The sequence below is a fragment of the Brevundimonas sp. AVps4 genome, assembly GCF_058681525.1.
In genome coordinates this window covers 2,637,779-2,654,648 of record NZ_CM178741.1, presented here as the reverse complement: position 1 = coordinate 2,654,648, position 16,870 = coordinate 2,637,779, and the positions used below count along the sequence as shown (strand labels likewise).

Below are 16,870 nucleotides of genomic sequence, written 5' to 3'. Positions count from 1 at the left end.
CTCACCATGGAAGCTGAAGCCGCCAAGTACATCGGCGCCGGCCTGGCCACCCTCGGCATGATCGGCTCGGCCATCGGCGTGGGCAACATCTTCGCCAACTTCCTGAACGGCGCCCTGCGCAATCCGTCGGCCGCCGCCTCGCAAGTCGGCAACCTGTTCGTGGGCGCGGCTCTGGCCGAAGCCCTGGGCATCCTGGCCTTCGTGCTGGGCATCCTGATCCTGAACTCCTGATCTATCCGGGGTTTAGGGCGGCGGCGGCTTCTCGCTGAGGCCGTCGCCGCCTTTCTGCTTTTCGGACGAACGGACACCATGGCCGCACCCAATTCTAACGACACGCACGCGACCACCGAGGCCGAAGGCCACGGCGGCGGCGGACTGCCCCAGTTCGAGACCCAGCACTGGGCCGGGCAGATGGGCTATCTGCTGGTCCTGTTCTTCCTGCTCTATTTCCTGATCGCCAAGGTCTTCGCGCCGCGCCTGCGCCGCGTGATGGATGAACGTCGCGAGACCATCTCCGGCGCCGTCGCCACCGCGCGTCAGGTCCAGGCCGAGGCCGCCGAACAGGCCGCCCAGGCCCAGGCCGATCTGGCCAAGGCCCGCGCCGACGCCCGCGCCACCGCCGCCGCCGCCAAGGCGCGCGTGACGGAAGAAGCCAACGCCCGCCAGGCTGCTGAAGAAGCCGTGGTCAATGCCCGCATCGCCGAAGCCGAGGCCGCCATCGCCAAGACCCGCGACGCCGCCATGGGCAATGTCTCGACCATCGCCTCCGACGCCGCCGGCGCCATGGTGGAGCGCCTGACCGGCCAGGCTGCGACCAAGGCCGAACTCGACCTCGCCAAGGGAGCCGTCTGATGAACCTGATCTTTGAACCGGGCATCTGGGACCTGTCGAATCCCGAGATCTGGGTCGGCGTCGGCCTGCTGATCTTCTTCGGTATTCTGATCGCCGTCGGCGTGCCCAAGATGGTCGCCGCCCAGCTGGACGCCAAGGGCGCCAAGATCCAGGCCGACCTGGACGAGGCCGCCCGTCTGCGCGCCGAGGCCGAAGCCCTGCTGGCCCAGATCCGCAAGGAGAAGGCCGAGGCCGAGGCCCAGGCCGCTGATATGATGGCCCAGGCGGAAGCCGACGCCCGTCGTCTGGAAGTCGAATCCAAGGCCAAGCTGGAAGAGACGCTGGAGCGTCGCCAGAAGATGGCCGAGGCCCGCATCGCCCAGGCCGAGGCCCAGGCGTCCGCCGAGGTCAAGGCCGCCGCCGCCGACCTGGCCGCCAAGGCCGCGGAACAGATCCTGGCCGCCCGCCTCGCCGGCGGCGCCAAGGATCCGCTGCTGGACGCCGCCATCGCCCAGATCGGCGACCGCCTGAACTGACGACCTCAAGTCTGACCGGGTCTCAACGCCCGTCCTTCGGCCGAAATCGCTCTGGCGGTTTCGGCCGAAGTCGTTTTGGGGCGGCCCCTCAGCGCCCGATGACGCCGCTGACCGTCAGAACCACAGCGATCATCACCAGGATGAAGACGATGACCCCGCCCATGATGCGGAAGGGCGGGCCGCTTTCACTGCGGCGGCTGAAGCCGTCCGGATCGCGGTCGGGTTCAGTCATCGGTCTGCATCGGCTGCGGGGGCGGCGTCGAGGTGGTGGAGCCGTTCAGGGGCGTGCCGTCGCCGCGCACGGCCGACTGGCCGCGCAGGGCCGGATTGTCGCCGGGCGCCACGGCGGGCGCGCTGGGCGGGACGGCGCCGCCGGGCGGCGGCACGACGGCCGGTTGGACCACGGCCGTCTCGCTGTCGCTGGCGGCCTGAGGATTTCGCCAGATCACCTCAGCGACGAGGTAATAGGCGATCAGGGCCAGGACCACGCCGCCGACCAGCAGAGGCTCCCAGCGGATGCGCCCTCGGCGCGTCGGATCTTCCTTGCGGTTCATCGCAGGGGAAGCCGTCGGCCCACCGTCCGGTTCGTCTGTGTAGGAAGCCGGACGCAGGGACGGCCTGGAGACCAGGCCGTCCGGCCCGCCGAGATCAGTGGGCCGTGGCGCCGCCGATCACATGGGGCGTCTGGCGCTTGTCGCGCGCGACCAGCCGGGCATAGACATTGCCCAGGACGATCCCGAACACGGCATGGGTGACCAGAAGCCAGGCGATGGTGCCGAAGCCCGAGCCGGCGTTGAAGGTACGGTAGTCGCCGACGATGAAGACGCCGGCCATCATCACCACCCAAGCGCCGACCGCAAAGACGATGCCCTTGGTCTCGGGCGTGTCGGTGGGCAGTCGCGGGCAGAGGTAGGCGAACAGGGGGCCCAGGATCAGCACCCCGGCCACCGCATGAAGAACCCAGCCCACGGCCAGGGCGTCGGGCATGCCGATCAGGGCGGCGATGACGCTCTGGAACGGGTCGAACCAGTTCAGGAACAGATTGGGTATTTCCAGCAGGGACACGGCGACCGTGGCGGCGAAACCGGCGATCAGACCTTTTTGTAAGCGTGACATCATGACCTTAGCGCCTCCCAACGCTTTTCTGGTTCTCTGATAACGCTGGGACAGAATACGCCTGACTCGGACGGTCGGCGTTCACGTTGCCGTGGTTAGCGAACGCAGCAACGCAAGCGCGAAATGATCGCTGATGCGCGCGCGGTCAGCGGAACAGTTTGCGGATGTAGCGGCGAAGGCCCTTGCGCAGACGGATCAGGCCGCGCCGACGCCGGGTCAGGATCACTTTTTCGGCGCGCAAGGCCTGTTGCCAGAAAACCGGCGCGAACTCCGGCTTTTTCCGCATCAGCCGCCGGAAGGGATAGACCCATTTGGGCCGGGCGTACTGGGCGCGGATGAACTGTCGCTTGGCCCAGAAGGAGCTCTTCAGGATCAGCATCAGGCCGACCGCGATCACCGGGACGCCGCCGGGGCCGGGCAGGGGGGCGATCAGAATGCCAAGCAGGACCACGAACAGCCCGCCCGCCATCAGGGCCCAACGCTTCAGCACCCGCAGCTTGCGGCTGCGAGGCGAGGCCGAGGACAGGACGAGAGCGGGTGCGGAGATCACGAGGGCGCCGGGAGGGAGGAGGACTGACTGAGGTGTGACAACGGTCGCCACGCCCACCCGATCCCAAGCCGGGAAGGGAAAGAGCGACCGTGGCGAGGTTGTCACATAACCCCTTAAGATCCGGTTCGATGGCCGATCCGTGGCTTTCCTATGAAGCTTTGGTCATGAAGCCGGATTGTCGCAGTCTGTGTCCCACAGGACGCGGCTGGGCCTTGGTCAGCCGTAGTGGACGCCGGTCAGGCGTTCGGACTCGGACCACAGGGCGCGGGCGGTTTCGACATCCAGCGCCTGGGGCTTGATGAGGGCGCGGCCGGGCGCACCCCGCATCTCCTGCCAGCCCTGAGGGCCGTAATAGGCGCCGGGTTCGGCCTGGGGCAGGGTCGCCGCCATCAGGATCGGCAAGGCGCCGTCGGCCGCCGAATGGCTGGCCACGCGCGCCAGAAGGCGGCTGACCAAGGCGAAAAGTCCGGGCGGGCTGCCGGCGTGGCCGTTGGCGATCAGATCCGTCCGGGCGAAACCGGGATGGGCGGCCACGCTGGTCAGGCCCCAATCTTCGCGATCGCTGCGGCGCTGAAGCTCCAGGGCGAACATCAACATCGCCAGTTTGGACTGCTGATAGATGGGCCAGGGCCGGTAACCGGAGCGATAGTTCAGATCGCTGAGCTGAATCCGACCGCCGCGATGGGCGACGCTGGACAACTGCACCACTCGCGCCTGAGCCGCCGTCAGCAGTGGCAGGAGCCGGCCGGTCAGGGCGAAGTGGGATAGATAGTTGGTTCCGAACTGCATCTCGAAACCATCGATGGTCGTTCGGCGACGGGGCACGGCCATGACGCCCGCATTGTTGATCAGAATGTCGACCGGCCGACCCGCCGCCAGGAGGGCCTCGGCGAAGGCGGCGACAGAGCTGAGGTCCGCCAGGTCCAGCCGTTCGAACCGCACGAGGGCCTCAGGGTGGCGACTGCGGATCAGCCTTTCCGCCTGATCGCCCTTGTCCGGATTGCGCGCGGCCAGAACGACCTCGGCGCCCTTTCCAGCCAGAACGAGCGCCGCCTCCAAGCCGATGCCGCCGGTCGCCCCGGTGATGATGACCAGCTTGCCGCTCTGGTCGGGAATATCGGCTGTCGTCCATTGGGTCATTGCGGCTATCCTGGGGTGAACTGAATTTCCGAAGGGCTCCGGCTTGCATATCTGCATCCGGTGCAAATATGCAAGAAGTGCAAGAAAAAGTTTTTCCTGACGAGCAGGGTCTGCGTGCGCGGAAGCGGCTGGAAACCCACGCCCGCATTCAGGCCGAAGGCCTGCGGCTGTTCATCGAAAAGGGATTTGACGGCGCCACCCTGGACGAGGTGGCGGCGGCGGCGGGCGTATCGCGCCGCACCCTGCTGAACTATTTCGGCTCCAAGGAAGAGATCGTCTTTTCCCTCAAGGCCCAGATCCCTGAGATGATCGCCCAGGCGGTGGCGGCCCGGCCGTGCGACGAACCGCTGCTCGATATGGTGGAGGGGGGGCTGGCCGATGTCGCCGCGCGCTTCCAGACGCCCGACATGCTGGACCTGACGCGGCTGATCCATCAGACGCCCGCCCTTCAGGCCGGTGATCACGCAAAGTATGAAGGGGTGGAGCGGCTGCTGGCCCAGACGCTGGCCGAGCGGAAGGGATTGGCCCCGGACGACGTCGCCTGTCGCGTCGCGGCGGCGATCGGCGTCAGCATCATGAAACTGGCCGGCGAGGCCTGGCTCGCCCATCCGGGCGAAGGGCCTGAACGGTTCGGCCGCGAAGCCTTCGCCGTCCTGAGACGCATGGCGGGCCAGCGTCCGCCGCCCTGATCCAGGACGGCGGACGCCAAGAGCGGCTTAGGCCGCCTGGTTCGAACCCGCAGGGGCGGTCCAGCGCAGCACCGGCGAGCGGGCGGCGCGGGTTTCGTCCAGACGACGCAGGGGGGCGTGGAAGGGGGCGCCCTTGAAGCGGTCGACGTCGCCGGCCTTGGCCGCCTGGGCCAGCAGGCGCATGGCCTCGATGAAGCGATCCAGCTCGGCCTTGGACTCGGTCTCGGTCGGCTCGATCAGCATGGCCCCGTGGACGACCAGGGGGAAATACATGGTCATCGGGTGGAAGCCCTCGTCGATCATCGCCTTGGCGAAGTCGAGCGTGGTGACGTCCGTGCCCTTCAGCCATTCGTCGTCGAACAGGGCCTCGTGCATGCAGGGGCCGTCGGGGAAGGCTGCGCTCATCAGGTCCGACAGGCGGGCCTTGATGTAGTTGGCGTTCAGCACCGCATCCTCGGCGACCTGACGCAGGCCGTCGGCGCCGTGGCTCATCATGTAGGACAGGGCGCGCACATACATGCCCATCTGCCCCTGGAAGGCGCACAGGCGGCCGAAGGCCTGGGCTGCGTCGCCTTCTTCCCGTTCGATCAGCGCGTAACCGCTATCGTCATGCACGACCCAGGGGGCGGGGGCGAAGGGCGCCAGGGCCTGTGACAGCACCACCGGACCCGCGCCCGGCCCGCCGCCGCCGTGCGGCGTCGAGAAGGTCTTGTGCAGGTTGATGTGCATGGCGTCCACGCCCAGATCGCCCGGACGCACCCGGCCGACGATGGCGTTGAAGTTGGCGCCGTCGCAGTAGAAATAGGCGCCCGCCTCGTGCGTCAGGCGGCTGATCTCCAGGATGTCGCGCTCGAACAGGCCGCAGGTGTTGGGGTTGGTCACCATGATGGCGGCGACGTCGTCGCCCAGCTTGGCGGCCAGGTCGGCGACGTCCACGCGGCCGTCCTCGGTCTGGGCCACCTCGACGACGGTGTAGCCGACGAAGGCGGCCGTCGCCGGATTGGTGCCGTGGGCGCTGGTGGGCACCAGCACCTTGCGGCGCTTCTCATGCTGGCCCGAGGCCTCGTGCGCGGCGCGGATGGCCATCAGGCCGCACAGTTCGCCGTGCGCTCCCGCTTTCGGAGATAGCGCGACGGCGGGCATGCCGGTCAGGGTCTTCAGCCAATGGGCCAGCGTATCCATCAGCTCCAGCGCGCCCTGAACCGTCGACATCGGCTGCAGGGGGTGGATGTCCGAAAAACCGGCCAGACGCGCCATCTTCTCGTTCAGGCGCGGGTTGTGCTTCATCGTGCACGAGCCCAGCGGATAGATGGCCAGGTCGATGGCGTGGTTCTTCTGCGACAGGCGCACATAGTGGCGCATGGCCTCGGGCTCCGACAGGCCGGGCAGGCCGATCGGATCCTTGCGGACCAGGTCGCCCAGGTCCGACGCATCGGTCTTCGGTTCGGGCAGGTCGACCCCGGTCTTGCCCCAGCCTTCGCCTTCGAAGATCAGCGGCTCGTTCTGCAACAGGCCGCGCCCGCCGGTCAGGGTGGCGGGCTTGGTCTGTACCTGGTTCGGGGCGGTCGGGCGGCCGACGGTGTTCATGGTGCTCATGGTCTTGTCTCCGCTCAGGCCGCCAGCACCTTGGCGAGGGCGGTCGCCAGGAGCTTGATGTCGGCGTCAAGGGTGGTTTCGGTCGCAGCGACCAGCAGGACGTCGTCCATGCCGGCGTCGGGGGCCAGGCGGCTGTAGGGCACGCCGGCCAGGACGTGATGGGCGGCCAACTGATCCACGACCTCGGCCGCGTTCTTGGGCAGGCGCACCGCGAACTCGTTGAAGAAGCGGTCGGTCAGGATTTCGACGCCCGGAACGGCGGCCAGGGCGTCGCGCGTGGCGAGGGCCTTCTCGTGGTTCAGCAGGGCCAGTTTGCGCAGGCCCGTCTCGCCCAGCAGGCTCATGTGGATGGTGAAGGCCAGGGTGCAGAGGCCGGAATTGGTGCAGATGTTCGACGTCGCCTTGTCGCGGCGGATGTGCTGTTCCCGCGTGGACAGGGTCAGGACGAAGCCGCGCTCGCCGTCGGCGTCCACGGTCTCGCCGGTCAGGCGGCCGGGCATCTGGCGGATCAGCTTCTCGCGCGTGGCGAACAGGCCGACATAGGGGCCGCCGAAGTTCAGTGCGTTGCCGATCGACTGGCCCTCGGCGGCGACGATGTCCGCGCCCATCTCGCCGGGCGACTTCAGCAGGCCCATAGACACGGCTTCCGTCACCACGACGATCAGCAGGGCGCCGGCTGCATGGGCGGCCTCGGCGATCTTCGTGACATCCGTTGCGGCGCCGAAGACGTTCGGGGTCTGAACCACGACGCAGGCGGTGTCGGGACCGATCTGGTCGATCACGGCGGCCTCGGCGTCGACGGCGGGAGCCAGGACTTGCGTCTCGACGCCGACGGCGTGGACCACGGTCTCGGTCGCCTTGACGTAGTGGGGGTGCACCCCGCCCGAGATCACCGCCTTGTTGCGGCGGGTCACGCGGGTCGCCATCAGCACGCCCTCGGCCATGGCGGTCGAACCGTCATAAAGCGAGGCGTTGGCCACCGGCATGCCGGTCAGGTTCGCGACCTGGGTCTGGAACTCGTACAGATACTGCAGAGTCCCCTGGGCGATTTCCGGTTGATAGGGGGTGTAGCTGGTCAGGAACTCCGACCGCTGGATGATATGATCCACCGTCGCCGGGACATGGTGCTTGTAGGCCCCTGCGCCGCAGAAGAAGGGGACGGCGCCGGCTGTGGCGTTCTTGGCGGCCATGGCGGACAGGGCGCGCTCGACCTCCAACTCGCCCGCCACCCGCGGCAGGTTCACCGGCCCGTCCAGCCGCGCCGCCTCGGGCACGTCCACGAACAGGTCGTCGATCGATTTGGCGCCGATGGCGGCGAGCATCGCCGTGCGGTCGTCGGGCGTCAGGGGGAGATAACGCATTGCCGGTTTCCTTCACCCGTCATCCTCGGGCTTGACCCGAGGATCGGATGTTGTGCGGCTCGTGCGTCTAAGGCTTCGCACGAGTGGTTGATCCTCCGGCCCTCGGGTCAAGCCCGAGGGTGACGGAGTTTGAGATTAGAGGGTGGCGAGGAAGGCGTCGTAGGCGGCCTGGTCCATCAGGGCGTCCAGCTCCGAGACGTCCGACACCTTGATCTTGGCGAACCAGCCGTCGCCTTCCGGAGCGGCGTTGACGGTTTCCGGGGCGGTCGACAGGGCGTCATTGGCCTCGACCACCTCGCCCGAGACGGGGGCGTAGACGTCGGAGGCGGCCTTGACGCTCTCCACCACGGCGAAGCTGGCGCCCTTGGCGACGGTCTTGCCGACTTCCGGCACTTCCACGAACACCACGTCGCCCAGGGCGTCGGCGGCGTGCTTGGAGATGCCCACGGTGGCGATGTCGCCGTCCAGGCTGACCCACTCGTGATCCTTGGTGAATTTCATGTCTCTTCTCCATCTCCCACCCCGTCATCCTCGGGCTTGACCCGAGGATCGGAGGCGGATCGTTCTCTGTGTTGATCCCGACGCAATGCGGCGGATAATCCGGCCCTCGGGTCAAGCCCGAGGGTGACGGGGTGAATGTTACGCCTTCGGCTTCCGGTAATAGCGTTGCGCCACGAAGGGCATGGCGACGACCTCGGCGGCGGCGGGCTTGCCGCGCACGATGACCTTCACCTCCGTGCCCAGTGCGGCGAAGGCTGGCGGCACGAAGCCCATGGCGATGTTCTTGCCCAGGGTGGGGGAGGGGCCGCCCGAGGTGACCTTGCCGATGATGTTCCCATCGGCGTCGGCGATCTCGGCGCCTTCGCGGGCCGGGGCGCCTTCCTTGACGATCAGGCCCACGCGGACGCGCGCGGGCGCATCGGCCAGTTCCTTCAAGATGCGGTCGGCGCCGTTGAAATCCGCCCGCTCCTTGCGCGACTTGGACAGGGCGAAGGTCAGAGCCCCTTCGACCGGCGAGGTCGTCGGGTCGATGTCGTGGCCGTGCAGCGGCAGGCCGGCCTCCAGGCGCAGGCTGTCGCGGGCGCCAAGGCCGATCGGCTTGACGCGGGCGTCTTCCAGCAGGGTGTTCCAGACGCGCTCGGCCTGGTCCGCCGGGACCGAAATCTCATAGCCGTCCTCGCCGGTATAGCCCGAACGCGAGACATAGCAGTCGACGCCGAACAGCATCAGCCGGGCGCATTCCATAAAGCCCATTTCCGCCAGGATCGGTTCGTGGGCGGCCATGACCTCGGCGGCCTCCGGCCCCTGGATGGCGATCAGGGCGCGGTCGTCCAGCACCGTCAGCTTGGCGTCGCCTTCGAGGTTCGCCTGCCAGAAGGCGAAGTCCTCGTCCTTGTTGCCGGCGTTGACGACGACGAACAGGCCGTCGTGATCCGGGCGGCCGGCCATCAGGTCGTCGATGATCCCGCCGTCCTTGTTCAGAAGCAGCGAATACTTCTGCTTGCCCGCCTTCAGGATTTCATAGTCGCCGGGCACGAACCGCTCGAACTGGGCGGTGGCGTCGGCGCCGGTGATCTTGCACTGGCCCATGTGCGACACGTCGAACAGGCCGGCGTGTTCGCGGGTCCAGCGGTGCTCGGCCAGGACGCCCTCATACTGGACCGGCATGTCATAGCCGCCGAAGCCCACCATCCGGGCCCCCAGGGCGCGGTGCGCGGCGTTCAGAGGCGTGGTCTTCAGGGCTTGGTCGGTCATGGTTCAGGCTTTCACGGTCGCGTTTGGTGGCGGAGCTCCGCCGTCGTCGCGCCCCCGCTGTCCTGAAGCCTGAGAGATTCCGGCGACCAAATCATGTCGCCTTGCTCCGTCGGCGCGCCCGTGAAGAGCGGCTTTCCAGCGTCCGTATGCTTCGCGGTCCGTTTGCCTGAGCGTTTCCGGGGCGGTTGCGCCTTCGGCGTCGACGCGCCGAGGCGCGCCGATCTCTCCCGCGAGAGCAATCGACCTAAGCCACCGACTCCGGTCCCAAGTCAAGCGCAGGCGTGTTTTGACGCCGCCTTGTCGCACTTCCTGACGTCCGGCGTCGGCTCGCCCTTGCTCTCCCTGCGTCCGCCCGCCAAGAACGGAGCGTCCCTCTCCGCCGCTCCGGACCGATCCCATGACCGCCGACCGCACCCGCCTCGACGCCCACATCGCCGCCCTTGAGGTTCCGGAAGGGCTGAAGACGGTCCTGACGGTCGCCGCCGCCACCTGCGCCGACATCAGCACTCTGGTCGCCGGCGGCGCCCTGGCCGGGGCCTTGGGCGCCTCGGGCCAGATCAATGTTCAGGACGAGGAGCAGAAGAAGCTCGACGTCATGACCAACGACATGCTGACCGACGCCCTCCTGGCCTGTCCCGCCGTCGCCGGCGTCGCCTCGGAGGAGATGGACGAGGTTCAGCCGGCGGCCAATTCCACCGGCCAATATCTGGTCCTGTTCGATCCGCTGGACGGCTCGTCCAACATCGACATCAACGCCATGGTGGGGACCATCGTCTCGGTGCTGAAGTCCGCGACGCCTTCGCCGACCGAGGCCGACTTCATGCAGCCGGGCCGCAATCAGGTCGCCGCCCTCTACGCCCTGTACGGCCCCCAGACCATGCTGGTCCTGACCACGGGCGCGGGGGTCAAGGGCTTCACCCTGTCGAACGACGGCGACTGGGTCCTGACCCACGACGACATCGCCATTTCGCCGGACACCAAGGAGTTCGCCATCAACATGTCGAACCTGCGCCACTGGGCCGAGCCGGTGCAGACCTATGTGGGCGATCTGCTGAAGGGCGACGAAGGCCCCCGGGGCAAGAATTTCAACATGCGCTGGGTCGCCGCCATGGTCGCCGACGTCCACCGCATCCTGATGCGCGGCGGCGTCTTCCTATACCCCTGGGACAAGCGCGAGCCGAATAAGCCCGGCAAGCTGCGCCTGATGTACGAGGGCAATCCGATGGCCTTCCTGGTCGAGCAGGCCGGAGGCAAGGCGACGACGGACGGGGTTCAATCCATCCTCGACGTCCAGCCCGAGCATCTGCACCAGCGCATCCCCGTCGCCCTGGGCTCGGCCAACGAGATCGACGCCTACGCAAGCGCATGATGAAGATCGGTCCGACTGACGCCCTTCTGGTCATCGACCCGCAGAACGACTTCTGCGAGGGCGGGTCTCTGGCGGTCGCGGGCGGGGCGGGGATCATGCCGCTGATCAACCGGCTGGCCGAACGGTTCGACTGGGTGGTCCTGACCCAGGACTGGCACACGCCGGACCAGATTTCGTTCGCCTCCAACCATCCCGGCGCGGCTCCCTTCACCGAGATCGAGGTCGCTTACGGCCGCCAGATGCTGTGGCCGGACCACTGTACCCAGGGCTCGCCCGGCGCCGACTTCCATCCCGACGCGGCGCCCACGGTGCAAAAGGCCCTGGCCGTGATCCGCAAGGGCTACAACCCGGCGGTCGATTCCTATTCCGGCTTCTTCGAGAACGACCATAGGACGCCGACGGGCCTGGCCGGCCTGCTGCGCGACCTGGGCGTGACCCGCGTCTTCCTGTGCGGGCTGGCCTTCGACTACTGCGTCCGCTTCACCGCCGAGGACGCGGTGCGCGAAGGCTTTGAGGCCGTGGTCATCTCCGACGCCAGCCGCGCCATCGCACCACAGACCGAGGCGACGGCGCGGGACAGTTTCCGGGCGATTGGGGTGGCGGAGGTGGGGGCGGCGGCCTTCCTCGGCTAAACCCCTTTTTCTTTCGTCATTCCGGGCGAAGCGCAGCGGAGACCCGGAACCCAGCGGCGCGCGAGAGCGCGAAACTGTCGCGGACGCGCTGTTCCAGCATAGTGCGGCGGACCCATTTCGCCTTCGGCGCCGCTGGGTTCCGGGTCTTCGGGCCAAGCAGGCCCTTCGCCCGGAATGACGAAAGGACGTCAGCCCGCCTTGGCGTAGGCCTCCACCTCCGCCAGATACGCCGCCTTCTCCGCCTCGCCCAGGAAAGACCCCTCGAAACTGTTTTTGGCCATCTGCGTCACCTGTTCGCGGGTCAGGCCCACCGCCGTCGCCAACCGGCTGTAGTTGTCGTTCACATAGCCCCCGAAATAGGACGGGTCGTCCGAGTTCAGGGTGACGTGCAGGCCCCGGCGCAGCATCTCCGGCACGGGGTGGTTCTTCAGATCGTCGACCACGCAGAGCTTCAGATTCGACAGGGGGCAGACGGTCAGGGTCATCTGCTCTCGGGCCAGCCGCTCCACCAGGGCCTCGTCCTCCATCGAGCGATTGCCGTGGTCCATCCGGTCGATGTGCAGCAGATCCAGGGCCTCGTGGACATAGGCCGGCGGGCCTTCCTCGCCCGCGTGGGCGCACAGTTTCAGACCCAGGTCGCGCGCGGCGGCGAAGACGCGCTGGAACTTGGACGGCGGATGTCCGACCTCCGACGAATCCAGCCCCACCCCGATGAAATGATGTAGATAGGGCTTGGCCGCCTCCAGGGTCGCGAACGCCTCGTCCTCCGTCAGATGCCGAAGGAAGCTGAGGATCAGACCCGAACTCACGCCCAGTTCCGCCTTGGCCCGGTCCATTCCCGCGATCAGCCCCTCCACCACCACGCCGAAGGGCACGCCCCGGTCGGTATGGGTCTGGGGATCGAAGAAGATCTCGGCGTGGCGCACGTTATCGGCGGCCGCCCGCTGGAAATAGGCGAAGGCCAGATCTTCGAAATCCTGGCGCGTCAGAAGGACCGCCGCCCCGGCGTAATAGATGTCCAGGAAGTCCTGCAGATTCGAGAAATCATAGGCCGCCCGTACCGCCTCGACGCTGTCATAGGGAATGGACACGCCATTGCGCTGCGCCAGTTCGAACATCAGCTCCGGCTCCAGCGAGCCCTCGATGTGAAGGTGCAACTCCGCCTTGGGCAGGCCGGCGATATAGGCGTCGAGGTCAGTCGGCATCGAGGACGGTCTTCCAGTTTGATAGATTGAGCACGCGGACAGATGTGCGCTCGAGCGTCGCTTTGGACATCAGTTTGGCGTCGGCGGTGATCAAAGGCAGGCTCAGGCGTTCAGCAAGGGCCAGATAGAAACAATCATAGACGGCATGGTCGAGCGCCCGACCGATATCGAACGCGCGCGAGGCCAATCCATAGGCGGGCGACAGGCTTATGTTCGCTTGCTCAATCGCCCCGAGGGCCAAGATCGCGTCATCGGCTTGGTATTCCTGACGTCGAACCTTCTTCCAGAACACATTGGCGCATTCCACGAGCAGAAGGTCCGGCGCAGCCAAAGGCTGAAAACGGAGGTCGAGCGATTCGTCCGCACCATCCTCCTTCACGAACCATTTGATCACGACGCTGGAGTCGATGATCGCCTTCATCTTTCGTCGCGGCTTTCCCGAACCAGAATTTCGGACGGCGTGTGGCTGAATCCGGCCGAACGCGCTCGCAGCTCATCCGACACCTGGATCCAGTCGGACCTGTCCGCCATCTCGACCGCCGCAGCCGCCGTCAGAATGGCTCGCACTTCCGCTTCGGCCGAACGGCCGTTGCGCGCGGCCCTCTGTTCCAGGGCGCGGACCGTTTCTTCATCAAGATTGCGGACATGGAGGTTCATGACGACGCGATCATATCATCTCGGCTAGGCGTTCGACACCACCAGCCGCAGATGTCCAGCCTTGGTCTTGCCGGCGTCGTTCGTCGGCGGCGGATCGGGGGGCGGGGGCAGGCTGGGGCGGGCGCTCCAGGCCTCGGGCCGTTCGATCCAGCCCTTGGCCGTCTTCAGCCGGTCGGGCAGCATGGACTGGGCCAGCAGATTGGGCCCGATCCCGACCAGTTCGTCGGTCCAGGCGGCGATCTGGCGGTTGTGGACCCGCCCGGGCGGGGCGACGCTGACGATCCGCTTTTCCGGATAGGCTTCGCGCACGTACCGCGCGGTGGCGGCGTGGTCGCCGTCGGTGGTCAGCAGATAGACGGAATCGACCCGGTTCGCCGCCACATCGTCCGCCACCGCCAGGGCCAGGTTGACGTCGCTCTGCTTCTCCGTGGACGCGCTCCAGACATTGCCGCAGGCGCGGCAGTGTTCGCCGTGGACGATGAAATGGCCCATCAGGCATCGCACCCTGCGGGCCCTCAGCGCCGCCTCATAGCGGAACAGGGCCTCCATCCGCGAGCGGGATTGGGGCTTGTGGGCGCTGACCCAGACCACGCCGGCGAGACGCTCCGTCGGATCGATCAGGCCCCGCCCCAGGGCCTGCAAGTCCAGCCACAGCCATTCGCGCCGCTTCTGGTTCAGCAGGGCGTGGAAAAGGTTGTAGCCGTCCACATAGAGGATCGCCCGGCGCTTCAGGAACGGCGGCGTCAGATCGCGGGGGCCGAACGGCCGCAGGGCGCCGTCCGCCACGCGGATGCGTCCCCTATGCTGACCCCAGCGACGCCCCTTAGACTGCTGACCGCCGGTCCCCATCCGTCGACCGCTCCCTGAACCCGGCGAAGGTTAATCAGAGCTGAAGAGCAGAGTCCGCGTCTTTCAGGTCACAGAACGGCGGTCACATCCGTTCGGGAGTCTCGATCCCCAGCAGGTTCAACGCCGTTTCCAGCTGCAGCAGCGCCGCCGCCGACAGGGCCAGGCGCGAAGCCCGTGTCGCCTCGTCCGGCGCGACCAGCACCGGGCAGGCGGCGTAGAATTTCGAGAAGGACTGGGCCACCCGATAGGCGTGCTCGGCTGCCAGATGCGGCATCCGCTTGTCATAGGCGTCCGACACGGCGGTCGAGAAGGCGTCCAGCGTCAGGGCCAGATCGCGCTCGGCCTGTTCGGCGATGACGATGGCGCCAGGCGCGGCGCCCTGTTCGGCGGCCTTCCTCAGCAGGGATTTGATCCGGACCGACTGATACAGCAGATAGGGGCCGGTCTTGCCCTCGAAGCTCATGAACCGGTCCAGGTCGAAGACGTAGCTGGTGGTGCGCGCGTTCGACAGGTCGGCGAACTTCAGGGCGGCGATGGCCACCTTGTGCGCGATGGCCTCGAACTCTTCCGGCGACAGGTCGTAGCCCAGCTTGGCCTCGTGCAGACGCTCGCGCGCCTTGTCCGTCGCCTGGTCGATCAGGTCGCGCAGCTTCAGCACCCCGCCCGCGCGGGTCTTGAACGGCTTGCCGTCGGCGCCGTTCATGGTGCCGAAGCCCAGATGCTCCAGCGACCCTTCGGCAGCGTAGCCGGCCAGATAGGCGGCGCGGAACACCTGTTCGAAATGCTCGGCCTGGCGTTCGTCGACGACGTACAGGGCCAGGTCCGGCGCCAGGGCCTTCTTGCGGTCCAGGATCGTCGCCAGGTCGGTCGTGCCGTACATGGCCGAGCCTTCCGAGCTGATCACCAGCAGGGGCGGGGGCGAGGGGGCCTCGATCACCGAGCCGTCGGCCAGCTTCTTCTTGCGGGTCTCGCCCGGCTTGGCGACATGGACCACCTGGGCGCCGTCGTCCTCGACCAGCAGGCCCTCAGCCTTGAGATGGGCGATCATCTCGTCCATCAGGGGATCGGCGTCGCTCTCGCCGTTCCACAGGTCGAAATCGACCGACAGGTCGCCGTATTCGCGCTTCAGGGCCTCACGGCTGACCGCCACGAAATGCGACCACAGGGCGCGATAGCCGGGCCGTCCGGCCTGCAACTCCGCCGTCGCCTTGCGGGCGCGGTCGCGGAAGGCCGGGTCTTCCTTGGCCTTGCCGGCGGCCTGCGGATACAGCCGGTCCAGATCGGCCAGGGTCACCGGGCTTTCGGCGGGGAAGGGGCCGTCGCCGTCGGCCATGAAGGCGTCGGCCAGACCCTCGTCGCCGCAGGCGGTGATCAGCAGCCCCATCTGGAAGCCCCAGTCGCCGAAATGGGCGTCGCCGGTCACATGATCACCGCGGAAACGGAAAAGCCGCTTCAGGCTCTCGCCGATGATGGCGCTGCGCAGATGGCCGACGTGCATCGGCTTGGCCACGTTCGGACCGCCGTAGTCGATCACCACCTTGCGCGGATCGGCCACGACGGCCGCGCCCGCGTGTTCGGCGTCGGCGGCGACTTCGGCGGCGCGTTCCGCCAGAACGGCGTCGGCGATCTTCAGATTGATGAAGCCCGGCCCCGCCACCTCGACCGAGGCGAAGCGGGCGTCGGCGCCCAGCCGCTCGGCGATCTTGCCGGCCAGTTCGCGCGGATTGGCCTTCAACGCCTTGGCGGCGGCCAGGGCGCCGTTCGACTGAAAGTCGGCCAGATCCGGCCGGTCGGACGGGGTGACGCGAGCGAGAGCCGGCTCCACGCCTTCGGCGGCGAAGGCGGCGGCGACCGCTTCGCTGAGGACGGTCTTCAGATCAGACATTACTGGCTCGGCGCAGAGGCTTGGGCGGCTCCGGCGTTGACGCGGAAGCGACTGCCGGACCGGTTGAACTCGGCCATTTCGGGCGTGACGTCGAACCCGATCAGAACTTCGAAATTGCCGCCGCTGGTGGTGGCCTCGGCGCGGGGAATGATGATGGTCCGCTGTTCGTGGACCGAGGCGGTGCGCGATCCGTCGAACTTCACCGGCAGGTCGAAATATTCCTTGGCCAGGACCGCGCTGTTCCGTTCCGTCACCGCGACCCAGTAACGATAGGTCTTCTGGTCCTCGGTCGCCTGGGCGCCGCGGCCCAGCTGGAACAGGATGTCCATGTCCAGTCGGATCGGATCGGCTTCGCGATATTCGCAATCGGCCGAGACGCCTTCGATCTCGCCGGTGTAGCCGACGTTGGCGATGGCGGCGCGACCGCCTTCCAGCTCCACATAGCGGGCGGCGTCGTACAGCACCTTGACGAAGGGGCAGGGGCCGGCGTTGGCGCGGCGGCGCAGGGGCGCGATCCGGGGCGCGCGGGTGGACGGCGCATTCTCCGACCCGTCCGCCTGCTGTCCGCTGGAACCGCGTTGACGCTGACGTTGCTGCGCCTCGGCGGCGACAGGCAGGACGGAGGCCGCGATGGAAACGGCGGCCAGGGCGGTGAGCAGGCGACGCATCAAATGATTTCCGACAGCGAAAGGACCAACG

The 16,870-nt window shown here is 67.4% G+C and carries 21 protein-coding genes and 2 riboswitches; of the genes, 6 read left to right on the top strand and 15 right to left on the bottom strand.

The window, feature by feature from the left end; genetic code table 11:
• Positions 1 to 6: 6 nt before the first annotated feature.
• The 3 genes from ACW178_RS13175 (at position 7) to ACW178_RS13165 (ending at position 1,367) form a co-directional block, all read left to right on the top strand.
• The gene (locus ACW178_RS13175) at positions 7 to 231 is read left to right on the top strand and encodes a F0F1 ATP synthase subunit C (protein WP_054766272.1); all 225 of its coding nucleotides are present in this window, start codon (positions 7 to 9) and stop codon (positions 229 to 231) included.
• 78 nt (positions 232 to 309) lie between these two features.
• Positions 310 to 852: a F0F1 ATP synthase subunit B family protein gene (locus ACW178_RS13170; protein ID WP_287103832.1), complete on the top strand. Its 543-nt coding sequence runs from the start codon at positions 310 to 312 to the stop codon at positions 850 to 852.
• A complete protein-coding gene (locus tag ACW178_RS13165) occupies positions 852 to 1,367 on the top strand; it encodes a F0F1 ATP synthase subunit B (RefSeq protein WP_054766270.1) in 516 nt (171 codons plus the stop codon). Before ACW178_RS13170 ends, ACW178_RS13165 begins: the two co-directional genes overlap by 1 nt.
• 88 nt (positions 1,368 to 1,455) lie before the next feature.
• On the opposite strand, the gene ACW178_RS13160 is transcribed toward ACW178_RS13165, so the two are convergent.
• The 5 genes from ACW178_RS13160 to ACW178_RS13140 all read right to left on the bottom strand — a co-directional run bounded on the left by ACW178_RS13160 (position 1,456) and on the right by ACW178_RS13140 (position 4,173).
• A complete protein-coding gene (locus ACW178_RS13160; RefSeq protein WP_152950726.1) occupies positions 1,456 to 1,599 on the bottom strand; it encodes a hypothetical protein in 144 nt (47 codons plus the stop codon).
• Positions 1,592 to 1,921, bottom strand: a complete 330-nt coding sequence (locus ACW178_RS13155) for a hypothetical protein (protein ID WP_054766269.1) — start codon at positions 1,919 to 1,921, stop codon at positions 1,592 to 1,594. Before ACW178_RS13155 ends, ACW178_RS13160 begins: the two co-directional genes overlap by 8 nt.
• Before the next feature lie 94 nt (positions 1,922 to 2,015).
• Positions 2,016 to 2,486, bottom strand: a complete 471-nt coding sequence (locus tag ACW178_RS13150) for a DUF6789 family protein (RefSeq protein ID WP_054766268.1) — start codon at positions 2,484 to 2,486, stop codon at positions 2,016 to 2,018.
• A gap of 142 nt (positions 2,487 to 2,628) precedes the next feature.
• A complete protein-coding gene (locus ACW178_RS13145; RefSeq protein WP_224764434.1) occupies positions 2,629 to 3,033 on the bottom strand; it encodes a hypothetical protein in 405 nt (134 codons plus the stop codon).
• Between the two features lie 216 nt (positions 3,034 to 3,249).
• A complete protein-coding gene (locus ACW178_RS13140; RefSeq protein ID WP_287104059.1) occupies positions 3,250 to 4,173 on the bottom strand; it encodes an SDR family oxidoreductase in 924 nt (307 codons plus the stop codon).
• Between the two features lie 77 nt (positions 4,174 to 4,250).
• Here ACW178_RS13140 and ACW178_RS13135 point away from each other — a divergent pair, with 77 nt between their 5' ends.
• Positions 4,251 to 4,862 (top strand): TetR family transcriptional regulator, encoded by a 612-nt coding sequence (locus tag ACW178_RS13135; protein WP_464158970.1) that lies wholly within the window; start codon positions 4,251 to 4,253, stop codon positions 4,860 to 4,862.
• 27 nt (positions 4,863 to 4,889) lie between these two features.
• Here the strand turns inward: ACW178_RS13135 and gcvPB are convergent, their stop codons facing one another.
• The 4 genes from gcvPB to gcvT all read right to left on the bottom strand — a co-directional run bounded on the left by gcvPB (position 4,890) and on the right by gcvT (position 9,574).
• A complete protein-coding gene (gene gcvPB, locus ACW178_RS13130; RefSeq protein WP_416358891.1) occupies positions 4,890 to 6,458 on the bottom strand; it encodes an aminomethyl-transferring glycine dehydrogenase subunit GcvPB in 1,569 nt (522 codons plus the stop codon).
• Between the two features lie 14 nt (positions 6,459 to 6,472).
• The gene (gcvPA, locus tag ACW178_RS13125; RefSeq protein ID WP_152950722.1) at positions 6,473 to 7,819 is read right to left on the bottom strand and encodes an aminomethyl-transferring glycine dehydrogenase subunit GcvPA; all 1,347 of its coding nucleotides are present in this window, start codon (positions 7,817 to 7,819) and stop codon (positions 6,473 to 6,475) included.
• A 135-nt stretch (positions 7,820 to 7,954) separates the two neighbouring features.
• Complete coding sequence (gene gcvH, locus ACW178_RS13120; protein WP_191554309.1) at positions 7,955 to 8,320, bottom strand: glycine cleavage system protein GcvH; 366 nt, start codon at positions 8,318 to 8,320, stop codon at positions 7,955 to 7,957.
• Positions 8,321 to 8,458: 138 nt separating this feature from the next.
• On the bottom strand, positions 8,459 to 9,574 hold the full coding sequence (gcvT, locus tag ACW178_RS13115) for a glycine cleavage system aminomethyltransferase GcvT (protein ID WP_492024646.1): 1,116 nt from the start codon (positions 9,572 to 9,574) through the stop codon (positions 8,459 to 8,461).
• Positions 9,575 to 9,629: 55 nt separating this feature from the next.
• A riboswitch (glycine riboswitch) is annotated at positions 9,630 to 9,715 on the bottom strand.
• Positions 9,716 to 9,718: 3 nt separating this feature from the next.
• Positions 9,719 to 9,814, bottom strand: a riboswitch (glycine riboswitch).
• A 157-nt stretch (positions 9,815 to 9,971) separates the two neighbouring features.
• On the opposite strand from gcvT, the gene ACW178_RS13110 reads away from it, so the two are divergent.
• Both ACW178_RS13110 and ACW178_RS13105 read left to right on the top strand, forming a co-directional pair.
• A complete protein-coding gene (locus ACW178_RS13110; RefSeq protein ID WP_492024645.1) occupies positions 9,972 to 10,943 on the top strand; it encodes a class 1 fructose-bisphosphatase in 972 nt (323 codons plus the stop codon).
• Positions 10,940 to 11,575, top strand: coding sequence for a nicotinamidase (locus ACW178_RS13105; RefSeq protein ID WP_492024644.1), 636 nt, complete (start codon positions 10,940 to 10,942; stop codon positions 11,573 to 11,575). The genes ACW178_RS13110 and ACW178_RS13105 overlap by 4 nt, the downstream gene beginning before the upstream one ends.
• Positions 11,576 to 11,763: 188 nt before the next feature.
• Here the strand turns inward: ACW178_RS13105 and ACW178_RS13100 are convergent, their stop codons facing one another.
• The 6 genes from ACW178_RS13100 to ACW178_RS13075 form a co-directional block, all read right to left on the bottom strand.
• Positions 11,764 to 12,780 carry an adenosine deaminase gene (locus ACW178_RS13100; RefSeq protein WP_287104053.1) on the bottom strand — a complete coding sequence of 339 codons (1,017 nt, stop codon included), beginning with the start codon at positions 12,778 to 12,780 and terminating at the stop codon, positions 11,764 to 11,766.
• Entirely contained in the window at positions 12,770 to 13,201 is a 432-nt protein-coding gene (locus ACW178_RS13095) for a type II toxin-antitoxin system VapC family toxin (RefSeq protein ID WP_191554306.1), read from the bottom strand. Before ACW178_RS13095 ends, ACW178_RS13100 begins: the two co-directional genes overlap by 11 nt.
• A complete protein-coding gene (locus ACW178_RS13090; protein ID WP_054766258.1) occupies positions 13,198 to 13,437 on the bottom strand; it encodes a FitA-like ribbon-helix-helix domain-containing protein in 240 nt (79 codons plus the stop codon). The genes ACW178_RS13095 and ACW178_RS13090 overlap by 4 nt, the downstream gene beginning before the upstream one ends.
• Before the next feature lie 24 nt (positions 13,438 to 13,461).
• The gene (locus ACW178_RS13085; protein WP_492024643.1) at positions 13,462 to 14,286 is read right to left on the bottom strand and encodes a PIN domain-containing protein; all 825 of its coding nucleotides are present in this window, start codon (positions 14,284 to 14,286) and stop codon (positions 13,462 to 13,464) included.
• Positions 14,287 to 14,368: 82 nt separating this feature from the next.
• Positions 14,369 to 16,171 (bottom strand): arginine--tRNA ligase, encoded by a 1,803-nt coding sequence (gene argS, locus ACW178_RS13080; protein ID WP_191558591.1) that lies wholly within the window; start codon positions 16,169 to 16,171, stop codon positions 14,369 to 14,371.
• On the bottom strand, positions 16,171 to 16,839 hold the full coding sequence (locus tag ACW178_RS13075; protein WP_182714913.1) for a Tat pathway signal sequence domain protein: 669 nt from the start codon (positions 16,837 to 16,839) through the stop codon (positions 16,171 to 16,173). The genes argS and ACW178_RS13075 overlap by 1 nt, the downstream gene beginning before the upstream one ends.
• Between the last annotated feature and the right edge of the window lie 31 nt (positions 16,840 to 16,870).

Bases quoted from the DNA above. Each gene is read 5' to 3' on its own strand.
- ACW178_RS13155 (WP_054766269.1), bottom strand. From the start codon at position 1,921: ATGAACCGCAAGGAAGATCCGACGCGCCGAGGGCGCATCCGCTGGGAG.
- ACW178_RS13075 (WP_182714913.1), bottom strand. From the start codon at position 16,839: ATGCGTCGCCTGCTCACCGCCCTGGCCGCCGTTTCCATCGCGGCCTCC.
- gcvT (WP_492024646.1), bottom strand. From the start codon at position 9,574: ATGACCGACCAAGCCCTGAAGACCACGCCTCTGAACGCCGCGCACCGC.
- ACW178_RS13085 (WP_492024643.1), bottom strand. From the start codon at position 14,286: ATGGGGACCGGCGGTCAGCAGTCTAAGGGGCGTCGCTGGGGTCAGCAT.
- ACW178_RS13100 (WP_287104053.1), bottom strand. From the start codon at position 12,780: ATGCCGACTGACCTCGACGCCTATATCGCCGGCCTGCCCAAGGCGGAG.
- ACW178_RS13170 (WP_287103832.1), top strand. From the start codon at position 310: ATGGCCGCACCCAATTCTAACGACACGCACGCGACCACCGAGGCCGAA.
- argS (WP_191558591.1), bottom strand. From the start codon at position 16,171: ATGTCTGATCTGAAGACCGTCCTCAGCGAAGCGGTCGCCGCCGCCTTC.
- gcvH (WP_191554309.1), bottom strand. From the start codon at position 8,320: ATGAAATTCACCAAGGATCACGAGTGGGTCAGCCTGGACGGCGACATC.
- ACW178_RS13140 (WP_287104059.1), bottom strand. From the start codon at position 4,173: ATGACCCAATGGACGACAGCCGATATTCCCGACCAGAGCGGCAAGCTG.
- ACW178_RS13090 (WP_054766258.1), bottom strand. From the start codon at position 13,437: ATGAACCTCCATGTCCGCAATCTTGATGAAGAAACGGTCCGCGCCCTG.
- gcvPB (WP_416358891.1), bottom strand. From the start codon at position 6,458: ATGAGCACCATGAACACCGTCGGCCGCCCGACCGCCCCGAACCAGGTA.
- ACW178_RS13110 (WP_492024645.1), top strand. From the start codon at position 9,972: ATGACCGCCGACCGCACCCGCCTCGACGCCCACATCGCCGCCCTTGAG.
- ACW178_RS13150 (WP_054766268.1), bottom strand. From the start codon at position 2,486: ATGATGTCACGCTTACAAAAAGGTCTGATCGCCGGTTTCGCCGCCACG.
- ACW178_RS13095 (WP_191554306.1), bottom strand. From the start codon at position 13,201: ATGAAGGCGATCATCGACTCCAGCGTCGTGATCAAATGGTTCGTGAAG.
- gcvPA (WP_152950722.1), bottom strand. From the start codon at position 7,819: ATGCGTTATCTCCCCCTGACGCCCGACGACCGCACGGCGATGCTCGCC.
- ACW178_RS13160 (WP_152950726.1), bottom strand. From the start codon at position 1,599: ATGACTGAACCCGACCGCGATCCGGACGGCTTCAGCCGCCGCAGTGAA.
- ACW178_RS13165 (WP_054766270.1), top strand. From the start codon at position 852: ATGAACCTGATCTTTGAACCGGGCATCTGGGACCTGTCGAATCCCGAG.
- ACW178_RS13105 (WP_492024644.1), top strand. From the start codon at position 10,940: ATGATGAAGATCGGTCCGACTGACGCCCTTCTGGTCATCGACCCGCAG.
- ACW178_RS13175 (WP_054766272.1), top strand. From the start codon at position 7: ATGGAAGCTGAAGCCGCCAAGTACATCGGCGCCGGCCTGGCCACCCTC.